This is a genomic window from Methylobacillus methanolivorans (assembly GCF_054588515.1).
The window spans coordinates 1,101,597-1,126,828 of sequence record NZ_BAAILT010000002.1 but is presented as its reverse complement, the minus strand read 5'-3'; the positions used below and the strand labels follow the sequence as shown (position 1 = coordinate 1,126,828).

Sequence of the window (25,232 nt, the reverse complement as noted above, 5' to 3'; positions counted from 1 at the left end):
TTCTTGCTGGGCTTTTCGAGTTGGGTACGACAATCACGTTGCTATTGAAAGCGGAACGTATAAAGCACATCTACCGCGCTTTCCGACCCTGCCTGCGATACGACTGACCAATTGCGGCTGATGGTGTAGGTGAGCTTTGCGACGTTGAGCAGGCCGGTCAGGCTTTTTTCGTAGCTTAGGTAGAGCTTGGAGGACAGGCGCTTGCCAAAGTTGACGGTAGAGCTTTCCACATCGCTGCCGCCTATACTGAAGCTGTCTAGTCCGGCAGCGCGGGCCATCCTGGTCTGCAACGGTACGGAGTCGCCCTGAGAGAGCAGGACGCCGGCGGCGAGCGAAAGCATGGCGAATTCGTTCTTCCCTGCCTGGTCCAAGCCGTGGCCCAGCACTAGCCAGGATAGTTTTTCGCTGTCCGGTACCGTGGGTGTGGATACCAGTTTGACGGTAGGCATCTGGGCATTGCCAGTGATCTCGACGCCGGCCTGTACGGTCTGGTTCTGGCGCATGGCAATGATATTGAGGCCGGGATTGTCGACAGGACCGCTGAAGTTGACGATGCCCTTGGTGATGTTGAGCAACTGCCCATAGGCCATGTAGGTGCCACCGACGACGATGGAACCTTCTGCGCGCAGGCTGTTCGGGACATTGCCAGATAGGGTAAGGATACCGGTAAGATAGCCATCCAGCCCGTAACCACGTAGCAGGAATTGCTTGCCGGGATCAACGATGCCGACTACTTCGTCGCCGAGGTTGATCCTGAGTCTGCCGATAGTAAATTGCAGCGGGCTGGTGTCTTCCGCGCGCTCACGTCCAACCACGATGACGTCATTGCCTAGCTGTGGCGCGCCTTCAGGGGCTAGCTCGATCAAACCACGCACAATACGCAAGTCACCGTCCAGCATGAGGTGATTGTCCTTCAAGGTAGTTTTTGCGTTGCCTTTCAATACCAGGGTGCGATCCGTGCGTTCAGCGGCTGTGAAATCATCCAGTAGCCAGTCGATGTCCATTTCCGGTTTGCCCGCGACGAGACTGATACCGCCGCTGGCGTTGATGCTGCCTTTGCCGCCAGTGAAGCGCAGCGTGTCTAGGGTAAGCCTGTCGCCCGACAGGGATGCATCCAATTGACCGTTGGTGAGATTAACGCCTTCAGCAGGCAGGCTGACGCTGAGGTTACGACCACGGATATTGCCGCCAAGGTTAGGGTTGCCGATACTGCCATTTGCATTGATGTTAATGTTGAGCGTGCCATCTGCCTGGACATCGGGAGAGGGTAGCCAAGCAAGACTGTTGATATTGGCCTCCAGGCTGGCTTGCAATGGCGCATTGCTTTCCAGGTTGAAACTGCCCGCAGAGCTCGTAACGCTGGTATACAGCTTGCCTGTGATCGTGCCCAGTTTATTGCCCTGGATATTCGTACTCAGGTCAATCTGGTTATCTCGCATGGTCAACAGCAATTTCACCTCGTTGAGACCGAGTGGCTGTTCGGGCTGGCCTTCGCGTACAACGGTCAAATCGCCGGATTCACGCTGTAACGTTATAGTGCCATTGAGTGCCTCTGCGGCATTAATATCCCATTGTCCCGAAAATACCGGATTACCCTTGAGGTTGGCAGGCAGTGAAAGCAGCATGGGCGGTATATCGCGCAAGGCCAATTGTTCGATACGACCATGCGTTTGCAAGCCTGCAGGGCCTTGGCGCAAGGTATCAAGGCTGATTCGTCCTTGCTTGAATTGCAGGGCGAGGTTGTCAATCGCCAATCCGGTGGTGTCATAGCGGATTGGTGTAGGTGCTTGCAGCTTGATCGGGGCATCTGCCTGGTAGTCAAGTTGTTCCAGGGTGCCTAGCCAGGTACCGCTGTCATCCATGCCACCACTTAGTCTGGTACTGAGTTGTAAGCCTGTACCGTTAGCCTCAAGGTTGAGCACATGCTGTGCACGGTTGCCGTTGAGGGTGAGCTTGCCATTCATGAAGCTACCTTGGTTGATACGTAAGCCTTCGGCATTGAGGGCAGCGTTGAGGTCACCCATGGTATGCAGGCTACCATTGCCCGTGAGTTTACGTGATGTGATATTGCCGGGCAGGCGCAGGTTTTCTGCTAGTAGCTGGAATTGTGCCTTGAGGTCATCTAGCTGGCCGCTTACGGTACCACTAGCTTCGGCCTTGCCACCAAATGCAGGCCCCAGGGCATTGAGCGCGGGCAATACTGCTTGCCAGGCGAGTGTGCTATCCGGCTTGCCCAGGCTGCCGTTGGCAGTAATGCGGTTACTGCCTAGCTTGGCATCCACTTGGATGTTGTTCAGGAGATTGTCGAGCAAGTGTATGTCAGCCTTGGCTTGCAGCGGCTGGCCACGCCACTGGCTATCCAGGCTGTTGAACGTCAGGTTCAGGTCTGTAGTCGGCAGTAGCTTGCCGTTGAGGCTGATGTCGGTGCTCAGCTTGGCATCAGTTGCCTGGCCTAGTGCCTTGGTATCCAGGTCGCGCAGACGGATATCCAGCTTGATCGGCAGGTCACCTTCCAGCGCCACTTCGCCGACAATATCGAGTTTGCCCGCGGCAGGGAGTGGGCTATCTGTTGCCACCATGGCAGGCAGCTTGTCTTGCATGGCAAACAGGTTGCGCATCTCAAAGCGTAATGCCGTGAGGTCGCCCGAGAGTATGGTGTTGAGGTCATAAGGCATGGTGCCTTGTGTCTGGCGCGCCTGGATGTTGCCGGAAAGCGGGAAGGGTTTGCGATTTTGCAAGGAAACTGCAGCCGTGATTTCACCCCAAGGGGTTTCCGCGCGGGACAGTTGCAGGCGGATGGTTTGGCTGTCCGCAGCCATGTTGAGCGTGACATGCTGCAACACTTGGCGAGTGTTGCCGGAGACGATCTCGATTTCATCGATAGAGGCTTGTTCCACTTCTATCGGGAACGGCACCTGGATGGTCTCGGGCAATGCTGGCAGGCTACTCGCAGGCTCATCCGATTTATCGTCTGCTGGCACCTGTTTCATGGTGATGACCAGGCGTTGGGCGTGCAAGCGGTCGACGCGCAAGCGGCCTTCACGCGTGGGCAGTAAGCGCAGGTGGCTGTCAAACTGTAACAGGTCGATTTCCATATTGCCGGCGTCGTAGTGCAGATCCTGCAGGCTGGAACTGAGCTGGATCAAGGCATAGGCTGGCGCAATGCAGGGCAGGAACCATATCAGCAGAGTGATCAGCAGGCGCTTTGCCATCAGAACACGACTCCCAGGTTGAAGTGCAAGCGGTATTCGCCAGTTTCCTGGCCGCGGGCGATATCAACGCCGATCGGGCCTGCCGGGCTCTTGAAGCGTGCGCCCAGGCCATAGCCATAGACAGGTTTGAGGTCGCGGGTCGTGTTGGCGGCATTACCAAAATCAACAAATACCGCCGCGCCCCATGAGCTTGTTAGCCATTGAATGACCTCGATGCTTCCCGTAACGAGGTAGCGCCCGCCAATCACGGCATCGCCATCGGCAACGCCCAGGCTTTGGTAAGCATAACCGCGCACCGATTGATCGCCACCAGCGCGGAACAGGTAAGTGGCCGGGGCATTATCGGCACCACTGACGATGCCGCCTTCGAGCCGGGTGATCAATTGCGTGCTGCGCGTGAGCGGATAATAGGCTTGGGTCTTGGCGTAGCTTTGCAGGAATTTGCCAGTGGCCATGACGTCGAGCGGGGCACTGGTGAACAAGGCATTGAACAAGTAACCGCGTGTGGGATTGAGCTCGTTATCGATGCGGCGCAAGGTGATGCCGTAGGAGATAGTCGCGGCATAGTTGTTTTGTGATTCACTGCCATCAATCGCCACATGTTCGAGCAAATAGGCTGCCCCTACCGTTTGCTCGAAGCTGCGTGGGCCCCAGGAGCGTTTGACGCCGGTGCCGAGGGTAGAAGTTGTCTGACCTTCGATATCGAGGCGGTTGAGATCGGCATTGAAGCTGTCGCGATAACCGTTCTGGTCGGTAGGCAGGCGGATCAGCGAGTTGAGCGATTGGGCTTTTTGTTCGATTTTCAAGGTATTGGTGAAGCGCCAGCCACGATCAAATAGGTTAAGGTCCTGGTAGGTCAGCGTTGTGCGGGCGCCGGTATTGGTACTGGCACCGACACCGATGCCTATCTGTACTGATTGCAGCTCGGTGACGTTGACGACGATAGGCGCAGCTTCCGGGTCGGCATCGTCAGTGCGCGATGTCACCTCGACATTGCTGAAATAGCCGCTGGCCTGCAGTTCAGATTGGAAAAATAGCAGTCGTGCCTGGCTATAGGGCTCGCCGGGCTTGATCGGGTTGATATTCTCGACCAGGCTGCGCGGGTAGCGTTGCAAGCCATTCACCTCCAGGCCTCCAAAGCGGAAAGGTGCGCCGCTATCAATTTCCACCACCAACTTGGCCTTGTTGTTAGTAGCGTCGATCTCGGCTTTGCTGTTGGTGATTCTGGCATTAGGGTAACGTCGCAACATCAGGCCGCTAAGTAGCTTACGTTTTGCGCTGGTCCAGGCATCCTGGCTGAAGCGGCTATCTTGTTTGAGCGTCCAGCTTTCTATTAGCTCCGATGTCGAGGGCTGTTCGTCGCTGCCTTGGCTTGTGATCTCGCCAGTGAAGCGGATATCCACCTCTTGAATGGTGACTGGGTCGCCTGGATTGACCGTGAATTTGGCGCGGTTTCGGGTGCTGTTGCCTTCTGTGCTGGTTTCCAGACTTTGCTCAATACTGGGCGAGAAATAGCCTTCGGTGGCGAGCAAATCCTCAATATTACGTGGGGCGGCTTGTAGCAGGCGATGCCATTCAGCATTGTTCATGCGCGGGTTATTGAGCCAGCGCATGATATCCATGTGTTTTTCCAGCAAATCTTCTACCGAGGAAGGGGCATCAATGTTGACGCTGTAGCGAGTATCAGCGCTAGCTTGGCTAGACCATGCCAGTAAGCTGAACAGCAACCAGGCCTGGATGCAGTAAAGGATGCGACGCAGGCCCGGTGCTTTGATAGGGTGATGGATGGCCGCATGGGCCATCATGGTTGGCAGGCTAGATCGATTTCGCAAGTGCTGCGGCTTTTCCTGTGTAAGTAGCAGGGGTGAGCTCCAGAAGGGCTTGTTTGGCGTCAGCGGGAATCTTCAGGTCCTGAATAAAGGCATGCAGGGATTCCTTGTTGATGCCACCCTTGCCGCGCGTCAATGCCTTGAGTTGTTCGTAAGGGTTAGGCACTCCATATCGACGCATGACGGTCTGGATTGGTTCCGCCAAGACCTCCCAATTGCTGTCTAGGTCTTCTTCCAGGCGTTGCAGGTTGACTTCCAGCTTGCCCAGACCCTTGAGGCAGGAGTCGTAGCCAAGCAGGGCATAGCCCAGCGCCACACCCATGTTGCGTAGCACCGTGGAGTCAGTGAGGTCGCGCTGCCAGCGGGAGATAGGCAGTTTTTCTGCCAGGTGGCGTAGTACGGCATTGGCCAGGCCCAGGTTGCCCTCGGAGTTCTCGAAGTCGATGGGGTTGACCTTATGTGGCATGGTGGAAGAGCCAACTTCGCCTTCCTTCACTTTCTGCTTGAAGTAGCCTTGGGAGATGTAGCCCCAGATGTCGCGGTCAATGTCGATGAGGATGGTGTTGATACGGGCAACGGCGTCATATAGTTCAGCCATGTAGTCGTGCGGCTCGATCTGGATAGTGTAGGGGTTATAGCCCAAACCCAGGCTCTCGACGAACTTGCGTGCAAAGCTTTCCCAGTCGAATTCCGGGTATGCAGACAGGTGGGCGTTGAAGTTGCCCACGGCGCCGTTGATTTTGCCGAGGATTTCATTCTTTGCCAGTTGCTCGCGTTGGCGGCGCAGGCGGTACACCACGTTGGCAAGCTCCTTGCCCAGTGTGGTGGGAGAGGCGGTCTGGCCATGGGTGCGTGACAGCATGGGTACATCGGCCAATGCATGAGCAAGCTCAGTCAGGCGGGCAATGATCTTGTCGATGGTAGGCACGATGACTTCGTCACGTGCATGCTTGAGCATCAATGCATGCGAGAGGTTATTGATGTCTTCCGAAGTGCAGGCAAAATGGATGAATTCACTGACTTCGCGGATTTCATGGTTGCCATCGAAGTGTTCCTTGAGCCAATATTCCAGCGCTTTCACGTCATGGTTGGTGCGTGCTTCAATCGCCTTTACCTGGGCCGCATCAGCTTCACCAAAAGCAGCGATGACTTTGTCCAGCTCTGCGATGGTGCCAGCACTGAATGGCGCGATTTCCTTGAGCTCGGTTTCGGCAGAGAGTGCTTTGAGCCATTCGACCTCGATCAATGCGCGGAAGCGGATCAGTGCGTATTCACTGAAATAGGGGCGTAATGGATCGAGCTTGGATTGATAGCGACCGTCGAGGGGGGAAAGTGCGTTAAGAGGGGTAAGCTCCATCAGTAAACCTTTTTGCATGGCAAAGTGAATGCGGGCAGAGTGAGTGGCTCCCATGTAAGCAACTCAGCCAGCGTTGAAAAAAACGTGATTTTACCTGACATCTGCGATTGACAAAATCATGGATTCACTCAATAGGTTTTTACAGGCGGAATAGCATGTCTGGCGTGCGCCAAACCAGTGCGTGAGTGCGAGTACTGGTGCTCGTTTGCGGCATGAACTCAGTAGGGATTATCCGCAATGTTGGTTAAGCCAATGTGACGATGAGCCTGCAGCGTAAGCAGGCACGTTCCCGATAGGTGCGTCCCCAGGCTTGTTTTGCAAACAAGATTCATTCTCGTAAAAAGGCTGTAAAAACAGGCATGTTCATTGCATGCAGCAAAAGGCTGACGATTTATAAGCCAGTCGCAACACTGTATAATTCGCTTATTCAGGTCATGCAAACCATCCTGGTTGCCATTGGGCTACTTCCATGGATCAAAGCGGTGCGATATAGCAGCACTTACGCGGTTTGCAGGCTATTGCTATCACGACTCAATGGAAAACCATGCTAATTGCTTATCGTAAACATGTAGAAGAACGTGCCGCTGCTGGCCTTCCCCCTTTGCCACTGGATGCAGAGCAAACTGCTGCGCTGGTGGAGTTGTTGAAAAATCCTCCCAAGGGTGAAGAGCAATTCCTACTCAATTTGCTGGAAAATCGTATTCCTGCCGGTGTTGACCAGGCTGCTTATGTGAAAGCGGCTTTTCTTGCCGATATTGCCAAGGGTGAGGCGACTTCTTCATTGGTTAGCCCTGAGCATGCCGTGAAGCTGCTGGGCACCATGCTGGGTGGTTACAACGTGCAGGCCTTGGTGGGCTTGCTTGATAGCCCGCTGGCAGCGCATGTCGTCAAGGCGCTTTCTCACACTATCCTCATGTTTGATGCCTTCCATGATGTGGCTGAAAAAATGAAGGCGGGTAATACCTATGCCAAGACCTTGATCGAATCCTGGGCGGCTGGTGAGTGGTTTACCAGCCGTGCCAAGTTGCCGGAAGAAATGCAACTGGTGGTGTTCAAGGTGGAAGGTGAAACCAATACTGATGACCTTTCTCCAGCGCAGGAAGCCTGGTCGCGCCCAGATATTCCATTGCATGCCAAGGCCATGCTTATCAACAAGATGGCAGATGGTTTGCAAACGCTGGAAGCGCTTAAGGCTAAAGGCCTGCCCTTGGCGTATGTTGGCGATGTGGTCGGCACTGGTTCTTCGCGTAAGTCTGCGATCAACTCCGTGCAATGGCATATGGGCAACGATATTCCCTACATCCCCAACAAGCGTACCGCAGGTGTGGTATTGGGCGGCAAGATCGCGCCTATCTTCTTTAACACTGCAGAAGACTCCGGTGCCCTGCCTATCCAGTGTGATGTAAGCGCCATGAATACTGGCGACGTGATTACCGTGCGTCCTTATGATGGCAAGGTGCTCAATGCGGCAGGTGAAGAAATCGCCAGCTTTGAGCTTGCACCCTTGACCATGCCGGATGAAGTGCGCGCGGGTGGCCGTATTCCCTTGATCGTGGGCCGTGGCCTGACCAATAATGCGCGCCAGTTGCTGGGGCTGCCAGCTTCTGATTTGTTCATCCAGCCAATTGCACCGGAAGACACGGGCAAGGGCTATACCCTGGCGCAAAAGATGGTTGGGCGCGCCTGCGGCCTGCCCGAAGGCACTGGTGTTCGCCCTGGTACTTATTGCGAACCCAAGATAACAACCGTTGGCTCACAAGATACGACCGGCGCGATGACGCGCGATGAACTCAAGGAATTGGCTTGCCTGGGCTTCTCAGCTGATCTGGTGATGCAAAGCTTCTGCCACACCGCCGCTTATCCCAAGCCTGTGGATATCAAGTTGCAGCACAGTCTGCCGGAATTCATTTCCAGCCGTGGCGGTGTCAGCCTGCGTCCTGGTGATGGTGTGATCCACTCCTGGCTCAATCGCCTGATCCTGCCCGATACTGTCGGCACTGGTGGCGATTCGCACACCCGCTTCCCGATTGGTATTTCCTTCCCGGCGGGTTCTGGCCTGGTGGCGTTTGCTGCAGCGATGGGTGCAATGCCGCTAGATATGCCGGAATCAGTGCTAGTGCGCTTCAAGGGCGAGATGCAGCCCGGTATTACCTTGCGCGATCTAGTGAATGCGATTCCTTATGCTGCCATCCAGAAAGGTGAACTGACCGTTGGCAAGCAGGGCAAGAAGAATGTCTTTAATGGCCGTATCCTGGAAATCGAAGGCTTGCCTGATCTCAAGGTGGAGCAGGCGTTCGAGTTTGCCGATGCATCCGCTGAGCGCTCTGCTAATGGGTGTACCGTGCACCTGAACAAAGAGCCGGTCATTGAGTTCCTCAAGTCGAATATCGTGTTGATGCAGAACATGATAGACAACGGCTATGAAGATGCACGTACGCTGCAACGCCGCATCGAGGCGATGGAAGCCTGGCTGGCCGCCCCGCAATTGCTGGAAGCCGACAAGGATGCGGAATACGCCTATGTGCTCGAGATCGACCTCAATGAGGTTAAGGAGCCATTGGTGGCTTGCCCGAACGACCCGGACGACATCAAGCCATTGTCTGCGGTGGTGGGTGACAAAATTGACGAAGTATTCATTGGTAGCTGCATGACCAATATCGGCCATTATCGTGCGGCTGCCAAGGTGCTGGAAGGTGCGGGAGGTATCCCGACCCGCCTATGGATTGCACCGCCGACGCGTATGGATGAGAGCCAGCTGCGTGATGAAGGGGTTTACTCAGTGTTTGGTGTAGCGGGTGCACGTACCGAAGTGCCTGGCTGCTCCTTGTGCATGGGTAACCAAGCGCGTGTGGCAGACAAGGCTACCGTGTTCTCGACCAGCACCCGTAACTTCGACAACCGCATGGGCAAGGATGCCCGCGTCTACCTTGGTTCTGCCGAGCTGGCCGCCGTATGTGCGCGCCTGGGACGTATCCCTAACCAGCAAGAGTACCTGGATACCGTAGGTGACAAGCTCAGCAAAAATGCTGACAACATCTACAAGTATTTGAACTTTGACCAGATGCCAGAATACGCCAAGAAGATTATCCCGATCGCTGAAGTGGCAAGTTAAATTGCTGTCTTCCTGACAATAAGCCGCTTAAAGCGGCTTATTTTTTGTTTATTGTTACTGCCATCAATCGGCAGGCTGTGCCCACACGGCAAATTCATTGCCACTTGGCTCCGTAAAATGAAAGCGCCTGCCACCAGGGAAAGAGAACACGGGCTTGATAATGCTGCCGCCAGCATGCTGGATTTTTGCCTGGGTTGCTTCCAGTTCTTCACTGTAAAACACTAATAGCGCGCTGCCGTGATCAGTGCTTGCACGCAACTCTGACCTGAAGAAACCACCCTCAAGGATATCGTTCTTGAACGCAATGTAATCATGGCCAAAGTCTTCAAAAGTCCAGCCAAATACCTGCTGGAAGAAGGTCTTGGTGGCTGCTAGATTATGGGCTGGGTATTCGACATAATTGATTTTCTCATGGTTGGACATCGATGATTCCTTGGGGATGAGTCTGGTTGGCGTGATGTTAGTGCACGTAAAACACATGCAGTTTTAAGGTAAAACTAAAGTCTGGCAATCACAGCGAAGGATATCGGATGCGACATATTCGTTATATACCAGTGTTGCTTATCTTTTTGTATCCAGAGGTAGGCATGCTAGCCGCGGAGTTACCTAGGCAATCCGTGCAAATTGATTATATCCAGCCGGAGCAATTTACCGATATTGCCAGCACAGAGCATGGGCCACCTAATCAAAGCTATCTCGACCAGTTGAGCAAGCACATCATGAAAAAAGCGGCGAGCTATCTTGCACAGGATGAGCAATTGAGCATCGCGATCACGGATATCGACATGGCAGGTAGTTTTGAGCCATGGAATACGCCGGGAAATGATATCCGCATGATCAGGCATATCTATCCCCCTAGGATATCGTTGAGCTATCAATTAAAAAATGCCGGAGGCAATGTGCTTGCGCAGGGCGATGTGCATTTGACCGACCTGAACTATCAATTCAATTCCACCTTGAATAGTGCTGACGCCATGCGGTATGAAAAAGCCCTGGTCGATGAGTGGCTGGAAAAACTATTCGCAGGCCGACCAGCGCCACAGGGAGATTAGCCTGTGTTTTTCAGCTTACGCCATAAGGTGGTGCGGCTGATACCCAAGGCCTGCGCCGCTTGCGTGAGGTTGCCATGATGGCGGGCAATCACGGCCTGGATTTCGTCTACATCCCACTGGCGCCGCCTGCTGCCTGAACTTGTATGATGCTGGATATGGTTGCTTGCTGCCGTTTGCATGAATTCGCCAGGCAAGTGTTGCAGGTCTATCATGCTGTTGTTTGCCATCAGCCAGGCATAGCTCAGCACATTGCGTAGCTCCCTCACATTACCCGGCCAGTCATATTGCATCAGCCGCTGCATGGCTTCGTGACTGACCTGTGGCGTGGCAGTCCCGTGGACTTGTTCTTGCAGCAGGTGCTTGGTCAGCAAAGGGATATCATGCTGCCGCTCACGCAAAGGTGGCAGGAAGATCGGGATGACACGCAGGCGATAAAGCAGGTCATGGCGAAAGCGCCCGGATTTCGCCTCCTCGCGCAATGCCCGATGGGTCGCAGTAATAATGCGCACATCGGCAATGAGCCTGCGCTCGCCACCTAGCGGGGTGAACTCTCCTGTTTCCAGTACGCGTAACAGCTTGGCTTGCAGGTCTAGCGGGATTTCTGCAATCTCATCCAGAAATAGCGTACCACCGCGCGCCTGCTCGAAGACACCAATATGCTGGCGTATGGCGCCGGTGAACGCCCCCTTGGCGTGCCCAAACAATTCACTTTCCAGGATGTTGGGGTTGAGCGCTGCACAGTTGATGGCAACGAAAGCCTGTCCCTTGCGCGCACTTTCTTCGTGGATGGCGCGTGCGACTAGTTCCTTTCCGGTGCCGGATTCACCGCGTACCAGCACCGGCAGGTCAGTCTGCGCGACCCGGCTGATCATGGCGAAGACATTTTGCATGAGTGGATCATGGCTCATCATGCCGTGATAAGGTTTACCTGGTACCGGGGGGGCTGTTTCCACTGCTGGTATGGCAGGATAGGCAATCAGCACGGCAATGCCGCCATCGAATCGCCCCTCATTATCAAACAACGGCATGGTGTATTTCTTGACGACGCGCGGCTGGCCGCCAGCCGTTTGCAAGGTAAGGATGCGGCCTTCTGGCTTGTCATTCGCCGTGACTTCATAAGCTGCCTGGCAGCTATCGCAATGCTCGCCTGATAGTCCAGCCTGGCTCATGACATCTTCTGCCGGGAAGCCCAGCAGTTTTTCAGCACCGGGGCTCCAGTATTGAACGCTGCAATCGCGGTTGACCGTAATCACTGCGGCATCTGGCATGAGCTGGGCGATTTGGGCTGCAAGCGGCGTAGACATAATGACATGGTGTTTCATATTGGTGTTTCATTTTTATATCATGAAACATATTTGATATGTTTCATTTTGATATTTATGAAACGTTTATTCGTGAATGAATGCTTTTGTTCATTGATTATTAATAACAAATGAATATGGCATCGTTTTTGCTGAATCAATCGTATCTATTCGTTTGGAGCGGCATATCATGTTCAAGCAGTTTTTCGAGCCGGAGAGTTCAACCTATACCTATTTGCTAGGTTGCGAGAAAACCCGGCAGGCTGTGCTGATTGATCCTGTGGCATCTGAGGTGGGAACTTATATTGCCGACTTGCAGGCTAATGGCTACAAGCTGGTATACACCATGGAAACTCATGTGCATGCAGACCATGTGACTGGCGCTGATCTACTGCGGCAGCGGCTGGGCAGCAAGAGCGTGGTGCACCGGGATGCAGGCGCGATGTGTGGTGATCTGTTGGTGACGGATGGCGTTCACCTGATCGTGGGGACATTGGATATTGAGGTGCGCCATACACCAGGGCATACCAATGGCTGCGTCAGTTATGTTTGCGCTGACAAGGTGTTCACCGGCGATGCCTTGCTGATTGATGGTTGTGGTCGCACTGATTTCCAGATGGGTAATCCCGGGCAGCTTTACGACAGTATACAACGGCAAATCTTCAGCCTGCCGGATGATACCAAGGTCTATCCCGGCCACGATTATCATGGCAGGTTGTACTCGACAGTGGGGCATGAGCGCCTGCACAATCAGCGCCTGGGAGGTGGTCGTAGCCGTGAGGACTTCATTACCTTGATGTCCGAGCTCAAGCTGGCTTACCCCAAGAAGATTGATGTGGCCTTGCCTGCCAACCAGGCATGCGGGCGTTTATCCTGATCAACAAGGCGATTGTTGATTGATTGAACCCATTAGAGCGTGTATGAAAATAGAAAAAATAGCAGCAGGCCTCAGCGTGAGCGGGCAAATTTTCCCCCAAGATATCGAGCCGCTGGCAGCGGCTGGTTTCAAGACTATCTTGTGTCATCGGCCAGATGGCGAGGGGGCAGATCAGCCGACATTTACTGAACTGGATGCCCTGGCAAAGCAGGCAGGTATGGAGATGCGGTATTTACCCGTCGAAAGTGGCAAGGTATCGGACGAGGATGTGCAGGCATTTTCCCAGGCTTACTCCAGCATGCCCAAACCAGCATTGGCCTATTGCCGTTCTGGCATGCGGGCCGTGACGTTGTGGGGCTTGAGCCAGGCTCCCACTCTGGGGCTGCAAGCGGTGCTTGCCAGCGCAAAAGCTGCCGGTTATGACTTAAGCGGGTTGACTTACCGGCTGGCGGGCGGAGGCGAAATGCCAGCCAATATGAGTCATCACCAAATCGTGATCGTGGGGGCGGGGGCGGCTGGTATTGCCACAGCATCGAGCTTGCTGGCACGTGACCCTGGCCTGGATATTGCCATCATAGACCCGGCAGAGATTCATTATTATCAACCAGGATGGACCATGGTCGGCGGTGGTGTTTTTCGCCCAGAAACCACGGTACGTACCATGGCGTCAGTGGTTCCTACCCAGGTGAAGTGGATCAAGGCGGCAGTCGCCGCATTTGAACCGAATCATAATCGCCTCTTGCTGGAAGGCTGCAAGCCGCTGAGTTATGACGTCTTGGTGGTGTGCCCTGGCATCAAGCTCAATTGGCATGGTATTGAGGGGCTGGTGGACACCTTGGGCGAAAACGGCGTGACGTCCAACTATCGCTACGATCTCGCTCCTTACACCTGGCAACTGGTGAGCCAGATGCAGCGCGGCAAGGCTGTATTCACCCAGCCACCCATGCCCATCAAGTGCGCTGGCGCACCACAAAAGGCCATGTATCTATCGGCAGATCATTGGCGACGTAGCGGGCATTTATCCAATATGCAGATCGACTTCTACAACAGTGGCCCTGTGTTGTTCGGGGTGAAGGAATATGTGCCCGCGTTGATGGAGTATGTGGAGCGCTACGATGCGCATCTGCATTTTGGTCATCGCTTGACCAAGGTGGATGGCAGGGCCAAACGTGCCTGGTTTGCCGTGACAGAGGCTGATGGAGCGCAGCGTACAGTAGAAACAGGGTTCGACATGCTGCATGTGGTGCCACCACAGCAAGCGCCTGATTTCGTCAGGGCCAGCCCCCTGGTTGATGCTGCTGGCTGGGTTGATGTTGATCAATATACTTTGCGGCACAAGCAATACGCCAATCTGTTTGCCTTGGGTGATGTGACCAATGCCCCGAATGCGAAGACCGCAGCGGCGGCCCGCAAGCAGGCCCCCGTAGTGGCAGAGAATGTGATCGTCGCATTGGCGGGGAAAGAGATGCAAGCAATCTATGATGGCTATGGTTCATGCCCATTGACAGTGGAGCGGGGCAAGATCGTGCTGGCGGAATTCGGCTATGGCGGCAAGTTGTTGCCCAGCTTCCCGCGCTGGTTCATCAATGGGCAGCGGCCATCACGCTTGGCATGGTGGCTGAAGGAGAGAATATTGCCACCCGTGTACTGGAAAGCCATGCTCAAGGGGCGCGAGTGGCTGGCGGGGCCTGCCAAGCCAGTTAAGTCCGATGACTAAAACAAGCACAATGTTGCGTGAGGAGTAGGGATGATGAAAGCCAACGTAGGTGGGGTTGATCGTGCATTACGCATATTGATTGGGCTGGGGTTGATTGCCTGGACAGTATTTTTTCAAGGGCCAGTGTGGGCTTATGTTGGCGTATTGCTCTTGCTGAGCGGCCTGCTGCGTTGGTGTCCTGCATATTCCTTATTGGGAGTATGTACGTGCAGGAGCAGCGACAAGTGATACTGGATTGGGCAAGTGCCACGCCTGTCAGCGCATTGGCTGGTGGCGTGTTGATTGGGGCAGCATCAGCGTTGCTATTAGTGTTTAACGGCCGTATCGCGGGTATTAGTGGCATTCTTGGCGGGTTGCTCAAACCTACCGCATCAGATAGCGCCTGGCGGGTTTGTTTTTTACTTGGGCTGGTGGCTTCCCCGTGGGTGTATTCGCAGGCGTTTGCCTTGCCTGTGGCGCAAGTTTCGCAAGGTGCGGGCTTGCTCATCATCGCTGGTTTATTGGTCGGGTTCGGTACCAGGTTGGGCGGAGGCTGCACCAGTGGTCATGGTGTATGCGGCATTGCCCGGCTGTCGCCACGCTCAGTCGTGGCAACGATGGTATTCATGGCAACGGCGATGTTGACGGTTTATTTTCGGCATTGGATGTAAGGGGGCAAGCATGTATTTGATCACGGCATTGCTGGCTGGTCTCTTGTTTGGGGTCGGGCTGATTGTCTCTGGGATGACCAATCCACAAAAAGTCCTCGCTTTTCTTGATGTGACAGGAAAATGGGACCCATCCCTGGCATTTGTCATGCTTGGGGCTATCCCGGTGATGGCACTGGCTTACAGCATGATGAAAAAGCGTCACCATACTTGCTTGGGGCAAGAGGTGCAGGTCCCGACCAAGCGGTTGATCGATGCCCGCTTAGTCCTGGGGGCAGTCATATTTGGCGCTGGCTGGGGCTTAGTAGGCTATTGTCCTGGCCCTGCATTGGCCAGTCTGTTGACCGGGTGGATGAGCCCTGTGATCTTCTCAATCGCCATGGTGGTGGGGATGTGGCTGCATCGGATGTTGTCTGGCATGTGGAAGTAAGCCATGTTGACCTTGTGTCTGTTAGGCATCGTGGTTGGGCTCCTGATGGGCTTGACCGGCGCAGGTGGCGGAATACTGGCGGTGCCATTGCTGGTGTTTTTTACCGGAATTCCCGTGACTACGGCTGCGCCACTTGCACTCACTGCCGTGGCAGTTGCAGCCAGTATTGGTGCCTTGGCTGGATTGAGGCAAGGCATGTTGCGCTATCGTGCGGCGTGTGTGATGGCAGGGATTGGGGTTGTGATGGCACCCTTGGGTTTATGGGTGGCGCATCAACTGGATAACCGTCTGCTGATGTGCGTATTTGCACTTTTGTTGCTGGTGGTTGCCGCAGAAAATCTTGTCCAGAAAAATCGGCTGGCCAGTGTGGAGCGTCAGGCTTGCCTGATTGACCCAGCTACTGGCAAGTTGCGCTGGACCAGTCGATGTTCGCTCTCGTTAATGGGGGCAGGTGGGGTGGCAGGATTTCTCTCTGGCCTGGTAGGGGTGGGCGGTGGCTTTGTCATTGTGCCTGCGCTGGGCAGGCTTTCCAATTTGGGTATGCATTCGGTTATTCCCACTTCACTGGCGGTGATTGCGCTGGTGTCATTATCCAGCCTGGGTAGTGCATTGCTGTGGGGCAGCTTTGATATTCGACTGGCGTTGCCTTTTGTCGCTGGGGCCATGCTGGGAATGCTGGCGGGGCGTCGATGGACGCAATGCTTGACGGCAAGATCGTTGAAAAGAGGTTTTGCTGTTGTCGCGGCTACTGTAGCGGTGATGATGGTGGTCAGGGCAATCTCTTGACCGCACTCCAGGCCTTGATAAGGCCTGGAGTGCGTTGGCTTAATGCTCTTTGTGGCTATCGGGATGCGCCATGATGCGGTCTATCCAGGCGATGGAGACGGCAGAGGCGATAAAGGCCATATGAATAATGGTTTGCCAGATCAGGGTCTTGTCATCCAGATTCTCGACGTTGATGAACGTCTTGAGCAGGTGGATGGAGGAGATGCCGATGATAGACATTGCCAGCTTCACCTTGAGCAGGTTGGCGTTTACATGGGATAGCCAATCGGGTTCATCCGGGTGGCCATTCAGGTTGAGGCGGGAAACAAAGGTTTCGTAACCGCCGACAATCACCATGATCAGCAGATTGGAGATCATCACCACGTCGATCAGGCCTAGCACCATGAGCATGATGTCGGCTTCGTGCAGTTGCGGCAGGCGCTCGATGAGGTGGCCCAGCTCCTGCATGAACAAGATGACATAGACGATTTGTGCCACGATCAAGCCCAGGTAGAGTGGCAATTGCAGCCAGCGGCTACCAAATAGCACGGCGCTAAGCGGGCTCATTCTGGCGGGGCGTTGCGGTTGTGGAGATGACATAGGGTATTTCCTTTCGTGCTAGAGGCTATTCAAGGCGGTAATCGTTAGGAAATGTGATGATCCAGCGTATATTCAGCGCCATCATCTACTGCCAGCTTCTCCACCATATAAGGCAGGGTTTCTTGCAGGATAGCTGGCAATGTCCAGGGTGGGTTGATCAAGAACATGCCGCTACCATGCATGCCAAATCCATCAGGTGACGGCGCATGGATGCTGAGTGTGGCATGTAGCCAGCTTGGTGCGCCGAGCTTGGTCAACCTGTCGGCGAGCAATTCCACTTCCGGGCGTTGCAGTAATGGGTACCAGAGCAGATAGGTGCCTGTGGCAAAGCGCTGCAGGCTATCTTTCAATGCCTCGATGACGCGCTGGTAATCACGTTTTTCTTCATAAGGTGGATCTATCAGCACCACGGCACGGCGCGGTGGTGGTGGCAGTACGGCTTTGAGCCCGGCGAACCCATCCTCTTGCTCGATCAGCACCTGGCGGCCTGCAGATTTGAAGTGCTGCCTGAGCAGCTTGGCATCCGTGGGATGCAGTTCAAACAGGCGCGCGCGATCAGTGCTGCGCAATAGCTCCTGTGCGACTGCGGGCGAGCCAGGGTAACGCTTGAGCGTGGGGCCTGGGTTAATCTGCTTGAGCAGGTTAACGAAGGATTGCAGCGGGGCAGGAAGATCGTCAGCTTGCCATAATTGCGCAATGCCTTGCTCGAACTCTGCATTCTGCGTGGCATAACCATGATCAAGCGCATACATCCCTGTACCCGCATGCGTGTCTATGTACCAGTAGGGCTTGTCCTTCTGGTTGGTATACGCAAGTACTTGATGCAGGATAAAGTGCTTGAGGACATCGGCATGATTGCCGGCATGGAAAGCGTGGCGATAACTGAGCATGGGCAGGGACTAAAGAAAAGTGGCGACATTATAAAGGACGGGGTGGATATTGTGTTTATTCATGCACTTCCCGAACCGCTGCTATCGCTAGCCTGTGAGGCAGATATTTATAGCCGCAGCTTTTTAATTGCAGCCATGCCTGCTAGCATTACATCCTTATGGGCGCTCATCATCATCACGGACATTCACACTCGCACGGAGGCAGCCAGCCTTCCTTGTTATTACCATTGCTGCTGATTGCCGGGTTCGCAGTCGTTGAGGCCATTGGCGGCTGGTGGACGGGATCACTGGCATTGCTCAGTGATGCGGGCCATATGGTGTCGGATGCCTTTGCCCTGGGGTTGGCGTGGCTAGGCAGCTGGATTGCGCGCAAGCCAGCAACGCGCAAGCATAATTTTGGCCTGGTACGTGCCGAGGTCATCGTCGCCTTGGTCAATGCCTTGCTGATGCTGGCGGTGATAGTGGGTATTGTCTACGAGGCCTTGCAGCGTATTGCCGATCCGCAGCCGGTGCAGGGTGCTGAAGTCATGCTGATCGCGTTTATCGGCATGCTGGTGAACATTCTGGTGGCCTGGATACTGCATAGTGGTCATAGCAGCCTCAACAGCCGTGCTGCCTTGCTGCATGTGTTGGGCGATCTGCTCGGTTCGGTGGTGGCGATTATTGCCGGGGCTGTGATTTACTTCACGGGCTGGATGCCAATCGACCCCATCTTGTCTATCTTCATTTCTGTATTGATCCTGGTGTCTACATTGCGCCTATTGGGCGAGGTGCTGCACGTGCTGATGGAAGGTGTGCCCTTGCATCTGGATGCACAGGCGGTTGAGCATGCCATGACCGTGAGTGACAAGGTACGTGGTGTGCATCATCTGCATATCTGGTCGCTATCATCTGAGAAAACCGCGCTGTCGGCACACGTGGTGCTGGAAAATATGCATGACTGGCATGAGGTATTGAATAACCTCAGCCATATGCTGCACGAACGTTTCAATATTGAGCATGTGACCTTGCAGCCAGAGGTCGGCACGGCGCATAGCGATGCCAATGCCAACTGCTGGCTGACGAGCAATACCGAGCATGTGCAAGACCACAGCCATGAGTGCGATGGGCATCATGATGACCACGATCATGAGCACACCCACGCACATGGTCATCACGCGCACTGACATCCCGACTACCCAAGCAGGAGAACGAACAAATGCCCTATGTTGATATTAAAGTGGCTGGTACATTGACCCGCGAGCAAAAAGCCAAGATCGCTGAAGAAGTCACCGATACCCTGGAGCGTATTGCCAAGAAACCCAAGTCTTATACCTATATTACGTTCACCGAAGTGGCAGGTGAAAACTGGGCTGTGGCTGGCGATCTACTGGACAGTGATTAATTTAATGACCTTGCTTTCCTGGGTGGCTGCCAGCCGCCTGATAGCTATGATTGCTTATGTTTGACCCAAAACCGGTACTGAAAAACCTGCCCAACCTGCCTGGCGTGTATCGCATGATCAATGCCCAGGATGAAGTGATCTACGTGGGCAAGGCGCGTGACCTCAAGAAGCGTGTTTCCTCTTATTTCCAGAAAAACCTGCCCTCTGCGCGCACGCGCTTGATGGTGTCCAATATTGCGCGTATTGAAACCACGGTGACGCGTTCCGAGGCTGAGGCGCTACTGCTTGAGAACAATCTCATCAAGGGCTTCATGCCGCGCTACAACGTACTGTTCCGCGATGACAAGTCTTACCCCTATATCGCCCTAACCGGGGATGCCTTTCCGCGCCTGGCTTTCCACCGCGGTGCACAACGCAAGGGCAACAGCTATTTTGGCCCTTTCCCTAATGCAGTGGCGGTACGCGAAAGCATCCAACTCTTGCAGAAGGTATTCCGCCTGCGTACTTGCGAGAACACCGTGTTCGCCAACCGTTCCAGACCATGCCTGCTGCACCAGATTGAGCGCTGCACCGCCCCTTGCGTCGGTTTCATTACGGAAGATGATTACCGCCGTGACGTGATGCACGCGAGCCTGTTCCTGCAAGGCAAGGAGCAGCAGGTGATGGACGAGCTTGGCGATAAGATGAACGAGGCCGCAGAGCAAATGGAATACGAACTTGCGGCTGTCTACCGTGATCGTATCCAGAGTTTGCGCCAGGTGCAGGCCAAACAGTTCGTCAGTGATTTCAATGTCAGTGATGCGGATGTGATTGCTTGTGCTGAACTACAAGGCCAATGGTGCGTGAACTTGGTCATGATCCGCGGCGGCCATCATTTGGGTGATAAGAGCTTCTTTCCCAAGAATGCCGATGGCGCTGATCTGGAAACCACCATGGAGGCGTTTCTTGAGCAGCATTACATGGCAGGCGCAATACCGCCGTTATTGATCGTGGGTGCTGCCCTGGAAACCGCGGCGATGGAGGAAGTGTTCAGCGAGCATGTCGGGCGCAAGGTCAAGATCAACACCAATCCCATTGGCGATAAACGTGTATGGCTCAAGATGGCACAAACCAATGCAGAGTTGGCTCTCAGTCAGCGCGTGGCTCAACAGGCCAACCAGCAGGCCAGGTTGATCGCGTTGCGCGAGGCACTGGATTTGCCTGAAGGCACAGAGCGCATTGAATGCTTCGATATCAGTCATACCATGGGGGAGGCCACGGTGGCTTCCTGCGTGGTCTTTGACAAGGGCAATATGCAGAATTCCGAGTATCGCCGTTACAATATCACTGGCATCACGCCGGGCGATGATTATGCGGCGATGCGCGATGCCCTGACCAGGCGCTACCGTAAAGTCGCTGCGGGTGAGGGTAAACGCCCTGACTTGGTGTTTATTGATGGTGGCAAGGGGCAGTTGGGCGTGGCGGTTGAGGTGATGAATGAAGTCGGTCTGCTGGATATCCAGTTGGTCGGCATTGCCAAGGGTGAAGAGCGCAAGCCGGGACTGGAGCAGATGTTCTTCCCCGAGCGTGAAGAGCCGGTAGGCCTGAAAAAAGATCACCCAGGCTTGCACTTACTGCAGCAGATTCGAGATGAGGCGCACCGCTTTGCCATTACTGGACACCGTGCCAAGCGGGGCAAGGCACGCATGCATTCCAGCCTGGAAGATATCAGCGGCATAGGCGCCAAGCGTCGCAAGAGCCTGTTGACCAGATTTGGTGGCCTGGATGGCGTCAAGAATGCCAGCGTGGATGAAATTGCGCAGGTGGATGGCATCAGCCATGCGCTGGCGCAGAAAATTTATGAGGAGTTGCACTGATGTTCTGGAATGTCCCCAATAGTCTGACGGTGATGCGTATTTTATGTATACCGCTTTTTGTCGGGATATTCTATTTCCCGGAAACTACCTTGCCTATGCATGACAAGAATGTGCTGGCTACCTTCATCTTTGCCTTTGCGGCAATTACTGATTGGTTTGACGGCTATCTTGCGCGCGTGCTTAACCAGACGTCTGCATTCGGGGCCTTCCTTGACCCCGTGGCCGACAAGTTGATGGTGGCTGCTGCCTTAGTGTTACTCATTGAGCTTGACCGTGTTGGTGCAGTCGTTGCCTTGATCATTATTGGACGTGAAATCGCGATTAGTGCCTTACGTGAGTGGATGGCAGGTATGGGCGAGCGTAGCAGTGTGGCAGTGGCATTTATAGGCAAGATCAAGACGGCAGTGCAGATGGCCGCTATCCTTTTCCTGTTGTATTTCGATCCACTGGGGCCGCTGGATATCAGTTTTTATGGCGAGGTATTAATTTATATCGCGGCGATTTTGACATTGGTGTCAATGGCTTACTATTTGAAGGCTGCCTGGCCACGCATGAAGGCTGGATAATCAGCCTGAAATACGCTTGACACAGTGCTGAAAATCCTTAGAATAGCGCCTTCTTTCGATGCGGGAATAGCTCAGTTGGTAGAGCGCAACCTTGCCAAGGTTGAGGTCGCGAGTTCGAGACTCGTTTCCCGCTCCAGGATTTAAAGGGGAAAGTGGCAGCAAGCACTTTCCTTTTTTATCAGATGTCCGAAAGGTTAATCTGATACTGTTTATGGCGCGATAGCAAAGCGGTTATGCCGCGGCCTGCAAAGCCGTTTAGGCCGGTTCGACTCCGGCTCGCGCCTCCAGGTAAATGATTTTGCTGTCAAGCAATGCGGGAATAGCTCAGTTGGTAGAGCGCAACCTTGCCAAGGTTGAGGTCGCGAGTTCGAGACTCGTTTCCCGCTCCAAATTAAAAAGGGAAAGCTCATGCTTTCCCTTTTTTCATATCTAGATATCTATCCATACTTTTATGCTGTCACCATGGCGTTTTTGTGCAGCCATTGTTCAGTGCCTGAGGCCGGCATGGGCTTAGAGTATAGATAGCCTTGTACCATGGAGCCGCCAATCTCCTTAATGACGGCCATTTCCTCGGTGGTTTCAACACCTTCGATAATACAGTCCAGCTCCATGTCCCGGCTTAGGGCCAGCAGGGATTTCACGATCTTGAGGCTGGCTGGGTTTTTCTCAATATTGGTGACAAAGCTGCGATCTATCTTAATCTTGCTCAAAGATAAAGCGTGCAGTTGGCTCAGGCTGGAGTGTCCAGTACCAAAATCATCCAGTGTAATGCCGCAGCCTAGTTTCCTGATCTGTTCTGTCGCCCATTTTGCCTGCTCTATGTCGTGCATGACGGCAGTTTCAGTGATTTCCATATCCAGTTGCCGTGGGTTAAATTTGGATTGCTCGATGATTTGCACGATGCGCTGCACGATGTCCGGAGAGCTCAGGTCGTGCGCTGATAGATTAAATGATAGCCGGATATGTGCTGGCCATTTGGCTGCTGCCGTGAGCGCTTTTTCCAGCAGGATGCGTGTTTGTTGATTAATGATGCCAGTGCGTTCTGCTACCGGGATGAACTGAGTAGGGGAGACTGGCCCTAATATGGGGTTGACCCAGCGCGCCAGGGCCTCAAAGGCAATGATTTTTTCTGTCGTGATGTCGACAATGGGTTGGAAGTAGACTTCCAGTTCCTCGGAAAAATCTGCCTTCCTTAGCGCCTGCTCAATACTGGCATCCAGGTGGATCATGTTTCTATGGCTGGTGGAAAATACCGTGACCATGCTGCGATGATTGCGCTTGCCGTGATAAAGCGCATAGTCGGCATGCTCAAATAGATCAGTCGCATTCCCTGCCATATCGGGATAGGTAACTAGGCCCATGGAGGCCGCAATCTGTATCAGGGTATCTGCAATCATGAAAGGGCGACGCAAGGACTCGCACAATTGGGTGCCAAAGAGCAGTAGCGCCTGATCGTCCATTTCTCGCGTAATGATGATGGCAAATTCATCCCCACCCAGCCGCGCCAAATGGGTATCTTCGTCACAAAGCTTAAGCAAGCGCTGGCCTACGGCAAATAGCAGTTTATCTCCCACGCTGTGACCATAAAGATCATTGACGGGTTTGAAGCCATCCAGATCGAGGATGCCGACGGCAAAGCGACTGCCATCCTGCTCTGCCTGCATGCAAGAGGCATAGAGTTCGCTGAAGAATTTGCGCCGGTTGGGCAACATGGTCAGGCTATCGATATTGGCCAAGCGCAGGTTTTCATTGCTCAATGCCTCTGCCTGGGCTTGGGCGTCCACTAGCCGGGTGAAGTCGCGATAATAAACATGCAGGATCATTAGCATGATGCCGGATACCAAGCCTACATTAATGGCCGTTGCGATGAATGTAGGCTTGCCGGTGGAGGCGAAAAAGATGATGAAGCTTATATTGACTACCGCTGCGGTAATGAGCGCAGCCGGGCGTAAGTGCATCAGGCAGAAGATGCAGCCAATCACGGTGATCCCCATATAAAAGGCAACATGGGATTGAGCATAGGCATCACCATAAGGAAACAGCATGATGGCCCAGATGGTGAAGCTTAATGAGATAGGGCCTGCAATCAGAGTAGTGCGATTGAGTGCATGCATGGTCGATGCCAAGCTAGGCTCATGCTTGCGGGTGCGAAACCAGAAGGAGAATCGAATGATACATATCACCGTCAATACAATCGGGTAGTCGAGGGTCAGCCATCGGGGAGCGCTGGACATGTGTGTTGCGCTTAGTATCCAGCTATTGATGAGCAGGATGACATACATCAACGGCAGTTGCTTGGAGAATGCTTTGAATTGGGCCGTGAGTAACTGGGGTTTGTCTTTTTCAATGGAAAAGCCTTTTCTCAGGCAATTCCATAAGTCAGCAGGCCATGCCATGTTACCCCTCCAAAATGATGCGCTTGATGCGTTTTATTTATAGGGAGTGCCTTGAATAGCCTCTTTGCAGGGTTTACGTATCTTCGAAAAGACAGTTAATAGGCTTTCAAGACATTATTGATCAATACGTCAGGGGCGTAAATATTGATCTTATGTAATAGCTAACGGTGTAATTTCGAGGAAATGAATGGCCTACATTTTTTATTTGTGCAGTAGGCAGATGAAGGCGTTTCGAGCGTGTCTGGCCTGCTTCGCTGACGGAGGCAGGCCTATATGGTCAACTAAGTATTCGCGATCATGGTTAAGTCTCTGACAGAGGCTTGATAACGATGTGCGGCAGTCGCATGATCTTGTCTATCGCCAGCCGGGCCAGTGCCCAGGCTCGCTCCTCGCGCATGAGGGCTTTTTCTGATTCTGTGTAAGGCAGGAACTGACCGCCAAATGTCAGGGAGTGGCGCACTGTGTTTTGTTCGTTCATGTAGGCCTTGACCACATCTTGTACGCGCTCTTCACGGCTCTTGTATAACGAGGACATTGCTGTGTTCCTTCCACTGGGATATTGCTGTATCTCTATTCATGTTACATGGCGTTGTTCAGGCCGCGCCAGTGCTTTTCTCAATTTTTGTTTTCTACGGGATGTCATGTGATGGAAGCGGTGGGATTCGAACTCACGAAGCTCATCAAGGATTAAAGAATTCCTACACATCAGTCAGAAGTGATCCGCTGGTGGCAATGGTCGCGGCTGCATACACTACATGAGATATGTCACATGAATATCTTGAGGAGGTACGCATGCGCGTGATGAATACACTTTATTTAATACTGGTACTTGGGTTGCCGCTTCCCGTGCTGGCAGAAAACATAGGGCCATTAACTGGTGATACCGAAGATATGGCGACGACGGGCAAGGTGAAGGCTGCATTAGCCAAGGATGTGATGCTGAGTGCTCTTGATATCAAGGTGAAGTCCGATGACCTGGGTGCGGTCCATTTGAGTGGCACTGCGAAGTCGCAGGCCGAGGTAAGCCAAGCGGCGATTGTGGCAAGGAATGTCAGCGGTGTTGTATCGGTACAGAACGATATCGTGATTGATGCGCCTGACACAAAAATAAAGTAATGATGAAAGGGGATGTATCAAAGCCAATAGGCTGAAATCGCTTATTGGCTTTGATATGTTAACTTGAGTTAGTGCGCCCAATCTATATCGGCAGAGTCACACTGGGTCAATGACGGCTCATCGGC

The 25,232-nt window shown here is 53.7% G+C and carries 22 protein-coding genes and 3 tRNA genes; 16 read left to right on the top strand and 9 right to left on the bottom strand.

Features of this window, described 5'->3' with window-relative positions; all coding sequences use genetic code 11:
* Positions 1 to 41 precede the first annotated feature (41 nt).
* The 3 genes from LG202_RS06520 to purB are packed head-to-tail and all read right to left on the bottom strand — an operon-like array spanning position 42 to position 6,398.
* Positions 42 to 3,212 carry a translocation/assembly module TamB domain-containing protein gene (locus LG202_RS06520; RefSeq protein ID WP_230347585.1) on the bottom strand — a complete coding sequence of 1,057 codons (3,171 nt, stop codon included), beginning with the start codon at positions 3,210 to 3,212 and terminating at the stop codon, positions 42 to 44.
* Positions 3,212 to 5,044: an autotransporter assembly complex protein TamA gene (locus LG202_RS06515; protein ID WP_230347584.1), complete on the bottom strand. Its 1,833-nt coding sequence runs from the start codon at positions 5,042 to 5,044 to the stop codon at positions 3,212 to 3,214. Before LG202_RS06515 ends, LG202_RS06520 begins: the two co-directional genes overlap by 1 nt.
* Positions 5,028 to 6,398 (bottom strand): adenylosuccinate lyase, encoded by a 1,371-nt coding sequence (gene purB / locus LG202_RS06510; protein ID WP_230348059.1) that lies wholly within the window; start codon positions 6,396 to 6,398, stop codon positions 5,028 to 5,030. Before purB ends, LG202_RS06515 begins: the two co-directional genes overlap by 17 nt.
* Positions 6,399 to 6,942: 544 nt before the next feature.
* Here purB and acnB point away from each other — a divergent pair.
* On the top strand, positions 6,943 to 9,510 hold the full coding sequence (acnB, locus tag LG202_RS06505) for a bifunctional aconitate hydratase 2/2-methylisocitrate dehydratase (RefSeq protein WP_230347583.1): 2,568 nt from the start codon (positions 6,943 to 6,945) through the stop codon (positions 9,508 to 9,510).
* Between the two features lie 63 nt (positions 9,511 to 9,573).
* Here the strand turns inward: acnB and LG202_RS06500 are convergent, their stop codons facing one another.
* Entirely contained in the window at positions 9,574 to 9,933 is a 360-nt protein-coding gene (locus LG202_RS06500) for a VOC family protein (RefSeq protein WP_230347582.1), read from the bottom strand.
* A 107-nt stretch (positions 9,934 to 10,040) separates the two neighbouring features.
* On the opposite strand from LG202_RS06500, the gene LG202_RS06495 reads away from it, so the two are divergent.
* Complete coding sequence (locus LG202_RS06495; RefSeq protein ID WP_230347581.1) at positions 10,041 to 10,562, top strand: DUF3016 domain-containing protein; 522 nt, start codon at positions 10,041 to 10,043, stop codon at positions 10,560 to 10,562.
* On the opposite strand, the gene LG202_RS06490 is transcribed toward LG202_RS06495, so the two are convergent.
* Positions 10,559 to 11,884: a sigma-54 interaction domain-containing protein gene (locus LG202_RS06490; RefSeq protein WP_230347580.1), complete on the bottom strand. Its 1,326-nt coding sequence runs from the start codon at positions 11,882 to 11,884 to the stop codon at positions 10,559 to 10,561. The genes LG202_RS06495 and LG202_RS06490 overlap by 4 nt on opposite strands.
* A gap of 169 nt (positions 11,885 to 12,053) precedes the next feature.
* Here LG202_RS06490 and LG202_RS06485 point away from each other — a divergent pair, with 169 nt between their 5' ends.
* From LG202_RS06485 to LG202_RS06460, 6 genes are read left to right on the top strand one after another with little or no spacing between them, the layout of a single operon-like run.
* Positions 12,054 to 12,740, top strand: coding sequence for an MBL fold metallo-hydrolase (locus LG202_RS06485; protein ID WP_268867570.1), 687 nt, complete (start codon positions 12,054 to 12,056; stop codon positions 12,738 to 12,740).
* A 43-nt stretch (positions 12,741 to 12,783) separates the two neighbouring features.
* The gene (locus LG202_RS06480) at positions 12,784 to 14,457 is read left to right on the top strand and encodes a bifunctional protein tyrosine phosphatase family protein/NAD(P)/FAD-dependent oxidoreductase (RefSeq protein WP_230347579.1); all 1,674 of its coding nucleotides are present in this window, start codon (positions 12,784 to 12,786) and stop codon (positions 14,455 to 14,457) included.
* Positions 14,458 to 14,487: 30 nt separating this feature from the next.
* A complete protein-coding gene (locus tag LG202_RS06475) occupies positions 14,488 to 14,685 on the top strand; it encodes a YgaP family membrane protein (protein ID WP_459724532.1) in 198 nt (65 codons plus the stop codon).
* Positions 14,682 to 15,107, top strand: coding sequence for a YeeE/YedE family protein (locus LG202_RS06470; protein WP_230348056.1), 426 nt, complete (start codon positions 14,682 to 14,684; stop codon positions 15,105 to 15,107). The genes LG202_RS06475 and LG202_RS06470 overlap by 4 nt, the downstream gene beginning before the upstream one ends.
* A 10-nt stretch (positions 15,108 to 15,117) precedes the next feature.
* Positions 15,118 to 15,534 carry a DUF6691 family protein gene (locus tag LG202_RS06465; RefSeq protein WP_230347578.1) on the top strand — a complete coding sequence of 139 codons (417 nt, stop codon included), beginning with the start codon at positions 15,118 to 15,120 and terminating at the stop codon, positions 15,532 to 15,534.
* A gap of 3 nt (positions 15,535 to 15,537) precedes the next feature.
* The gene (locus LG202_RS06460) at positions 15,538 to 16,320 is read left to right on the top strand and encodes a sulfite exporter TauE/SafE family protein (RefSeq protein ID WP_230347577.1); all 783 of its coding nucleotides are present in this window, start codon (positions 15,538 to 15,540) and stop codon (positions 16,318 to 16,320) included.
* 39 nt (positions 16,321 to 16,359) lie between these two features.
* Here LG202_RS06460 and LG202_RS06455 read toward each other — a convergent pair whose 3' ends face one another.
* Both LG202_RS06455 and LG202_RS06450 read right to left on the bottom strand, forming a co-directional pair.
* Positions 16,360 to 16,899, bottom strand: coding sequence for a TIGR00645 family protein (locus LG202_RS06455; protein WP_230347576.1), 540 nt, complete (start codon positions 16,897 to 16,899; stop codon positions 16,360 to 16,362).
* Positions 16,900 to 16,943: 44 nt separating this feature from the next.
* A complete protein-coding gene (locus LG202_RS06450) occupies positions 16,944 to 17,789 on the bottom strand; it encodes a 23S rRNA (adenine(2030)-N(6))-methyltransferase RlmJ (RefSeq protein WP_230347575.1) in 846 nt (281 codons plus the stop codon).
* Positions 17,790 to 18,004: 215 nt separating this feature from the next.
* Between LG202_RS06450 and LG202_RS06445 the strand changes: the two genes are divergently transcribed.
* From LG202_RS06445 to LG202_RS06415, 7 genes are all read left to right on the top strand, one after another.
* Positions 18,005 to 18,955, top strand: a complete 951-nt coding sequence (locus LG202_RS06445) for a cation diffusion facilitator family transporter (RefSeq protein WP_459724531.1) — start codon at positions 18,005 to 18,007, stop codon at positions 18,953 to 18,955.
* A 32-nt stretch (positions 18,956 to 18,987) separates the two neighbouring features.
* Positions 18,988 to 19,173 carry a tautomerase family protein gene (locus LG202_RS06440; protein ID WP_230347573.1) on the top strand — a complete coding sequence of 62 codons (186 nt, stop codon included), beginning with the start codon at positions 18,988 to 18,990 and terminating at the stop codon, positions 19,171 to 19,173.
* Between the two features lie 56 nt (positions 19,174 to 19,229).
* A complete protein-coding gene (uvrC, locus tag LG202_RS06435) occupies positions 19,230 to 21,029 on the top strand; it encodes an excinuclease ABC subunit UvrC (protein WP_230347572.1) in 1,800 nt (599 codons plus the stop codon).
* A complete protein-coding gene (pgsA, locus tag LG202_RS06430) occupies positions 21,029 to 21,595 on the top strand; it encodes a CDP-diacylglycerol--glycerol-3-phosphate 3-phosphatidyltransferase (RefSeq protein WP_230347571.1) in 567 nt (188 codons plus the stop codon). The genes uvrC and pgsA overlap by 1 nt, the downstream gene beginning before the upstream one ends.
* A gap of 60 nt (positions 21,596 to 21,655) precedes the next feature.
* A tRNA-Gly gene (locus LG202_RS06425) sits at positions 21,656 to 21,731 on the top strand.
* 77 nt (positions 21,732 to 21,808) lie between these two features.
* Positions 21,809 to 21,882 (top strand) — tRNA-Cys (locus LG202_RS06420).
* Positions 21,883 to 21,908: 26 nt separating this feature from the next.
* Positions 21,909 to 21,984, top strand: a tRNA-Gly gene (locus tag LG202_RS06415).
* 60 nt (positions 21,985 to 22,044) lie between these two features.
* On the opposite strand, the gene LG202_RS06410 is transcribed toward LG202_RS06415, so the two are convergent.
* Positions 22,045 to 23,991 carry a putative bifunctional diguanylate cyclase/phosphodiesterase gene (locus tag LG202_RS06410; protein WP_230347570.1) on the bottom strand — a complete coding sequence of 649 codons (1,947 nt, stop codon included), beginning with the start codon at positions 23,989 to 23,991 and terminating at the stop codon, positions 22,045 to 22,047.
* Positions 23,992 to 24,292: 301 nt separating this feature from the next.
* A complete protein-coding gene (locus tag LG202_RS06405; protein ID WP_230347569.1) occupies positions 24,293 to 24,526 on the bottom strand; it encodes a hypothetical protein in 234 nt (77 codons plus the stop codon).
* Positions 24,527 to 24,783: 257 nt separating this feature from the next.
* Between LG202_RS06405 and LG202_RS06400 the strand changes: the two genes are divergently transcribed.
* Positions 24,784 to 25,107 (top strand): BON domain-containing protein, encoded by a 324-nt coding sequence (locus LG202_RS06400; RefSeq protein WP_230347568.1) that lies wholly within the window; start codon positions 24,784 to 24,786, stop codon positions 25,105 to 25,107.
* The last annotated feature ends 125 nt before the right edge of the window (positions 25,108 to 25,232 follow it).

Coding starts and splice junctions, on each gene's coding strand:
- LG202_RS06520 (WP_230347585.1), bottom strand. CDS start 3,212: ATGGCAAAGCGCCTGCTGATCACTCTGCTGATATGGTTCCTGCCCTGC.
- purB (WP_230348059.1), bottom strand. CDS start 6,398: ATGGAGCTTACCCCTCTTAACGCACTTTCCCCCCTCGACGGTCGCTAT.
- acnB (WP_230347583.1), top strand. CDS start 6,943: ATGCTAATTGCTTATCGTAAACATGTAGAAGAACGTGCCGCTGCTGGC.
- LG202_RS06500 (WP_230347582.1), bottom strand. CDS start 9,933: ATGTCCAACCATGAGAAAATCAATTATGTCGAATACCCAGCCCATAAT.
- LG202_RS06495 (WP_230347581.1), top strand. CDS start 10,041: ATGCGACATATTCGTTATATACCAGTGTTGCTTATCTTTTTGTATCCA.
- LG202_RS06490 (WP_230347580.1), bottom strand. CDS start 11,884: ATGAAACACCATGTCATTATGTCTACGCCGCTTGCAGCCCAAATCGCC.
- LG202_RS06485 (WP_268867570.1), top strand. CDS start 12,054: ATGTTCAAGCAGTTTTTCGAGCCGGAGAGTTCAACCTATACCTATTTG.
- LG202_RS06480 (WP_230347579.1), top strand. CDS start 12,784: ATGAAAATAGAAAAAATAGCAGCAGGCCTCAGCGTGAGCGGGCAAATT.
- LG202_RS06475 (WP_459724532.1), top strand. CDS start 14,488: ATGATGAAAGCCAACGTAGGTGGGGTTGATCGTGCATTACGCATATTG.
- LG202_RS06465 (WP_230347578.1), top strand. CDS start 15,118: ATGTATTTGATCACGGCATTGCTGGCTGGTCTCTTGTTTGGGGTCGGG.
- LG202_RS06460 (WP_230347577.1), top strand. CDS start 15,538: ATGTTGACCTTGTGTCTGTTAGGCATCGTGGTTGGGCTCCTGATGGGC.
- LG202_RS06455 (WP_230347576.1), bottom strand. CDS start 16,899: ATGTCATCTCCACAACCGCAACGCCCCGCCAGAATGAGCCCGCTTAGC.
- LG202_RS06450 (WP_230347575.1), bottom strand. CDS start 17,789: ATGCTCAGTTATCGCCACGCTTTCCATGCCGGCAATCATGCCGATGTC.
- LG202_RS06440 (WP_230347573.1), top strand. CDS start 18,988: ATGCCCTATGTTGATATTAAAGTGGCTGGTACATTGACCCGCGAGCAA.
- uvrC (WP_230347572.1), top strand. CDS start 19,230: ATGTTTGACCCAAAACCGGTACTGAAAAACCTGCCCAACCTGCCTGGC.
- pgsA (WP_230347571.1), top strand. CDS start 21,029: ATGTTCTGGAATGTCCCCAATAGTCTGACGGTGATGCGTATTTTATGT.
- LG202_RS06410 (WP_230347570.1), bottom strand. CDS start 23,991: ATGGCATGGCCTGCTGACTTATGGAATTGCCTGAGAAAAGGCTTTTCC.
- LG202_RS06405 (WP_230347569.1), bottom strand. CDS start 24,526: ATGTCCTCGTTATACAAGAGCCGTGAAGAGCGCGTACAAGATGTGGTC.
- LG202_RS06400 (WP_230347568.1), top strand. CDS start 24,784: ATGCGCGTGATGAATACACTTTATTTAATACTGGTACTTGGGTTGCCG.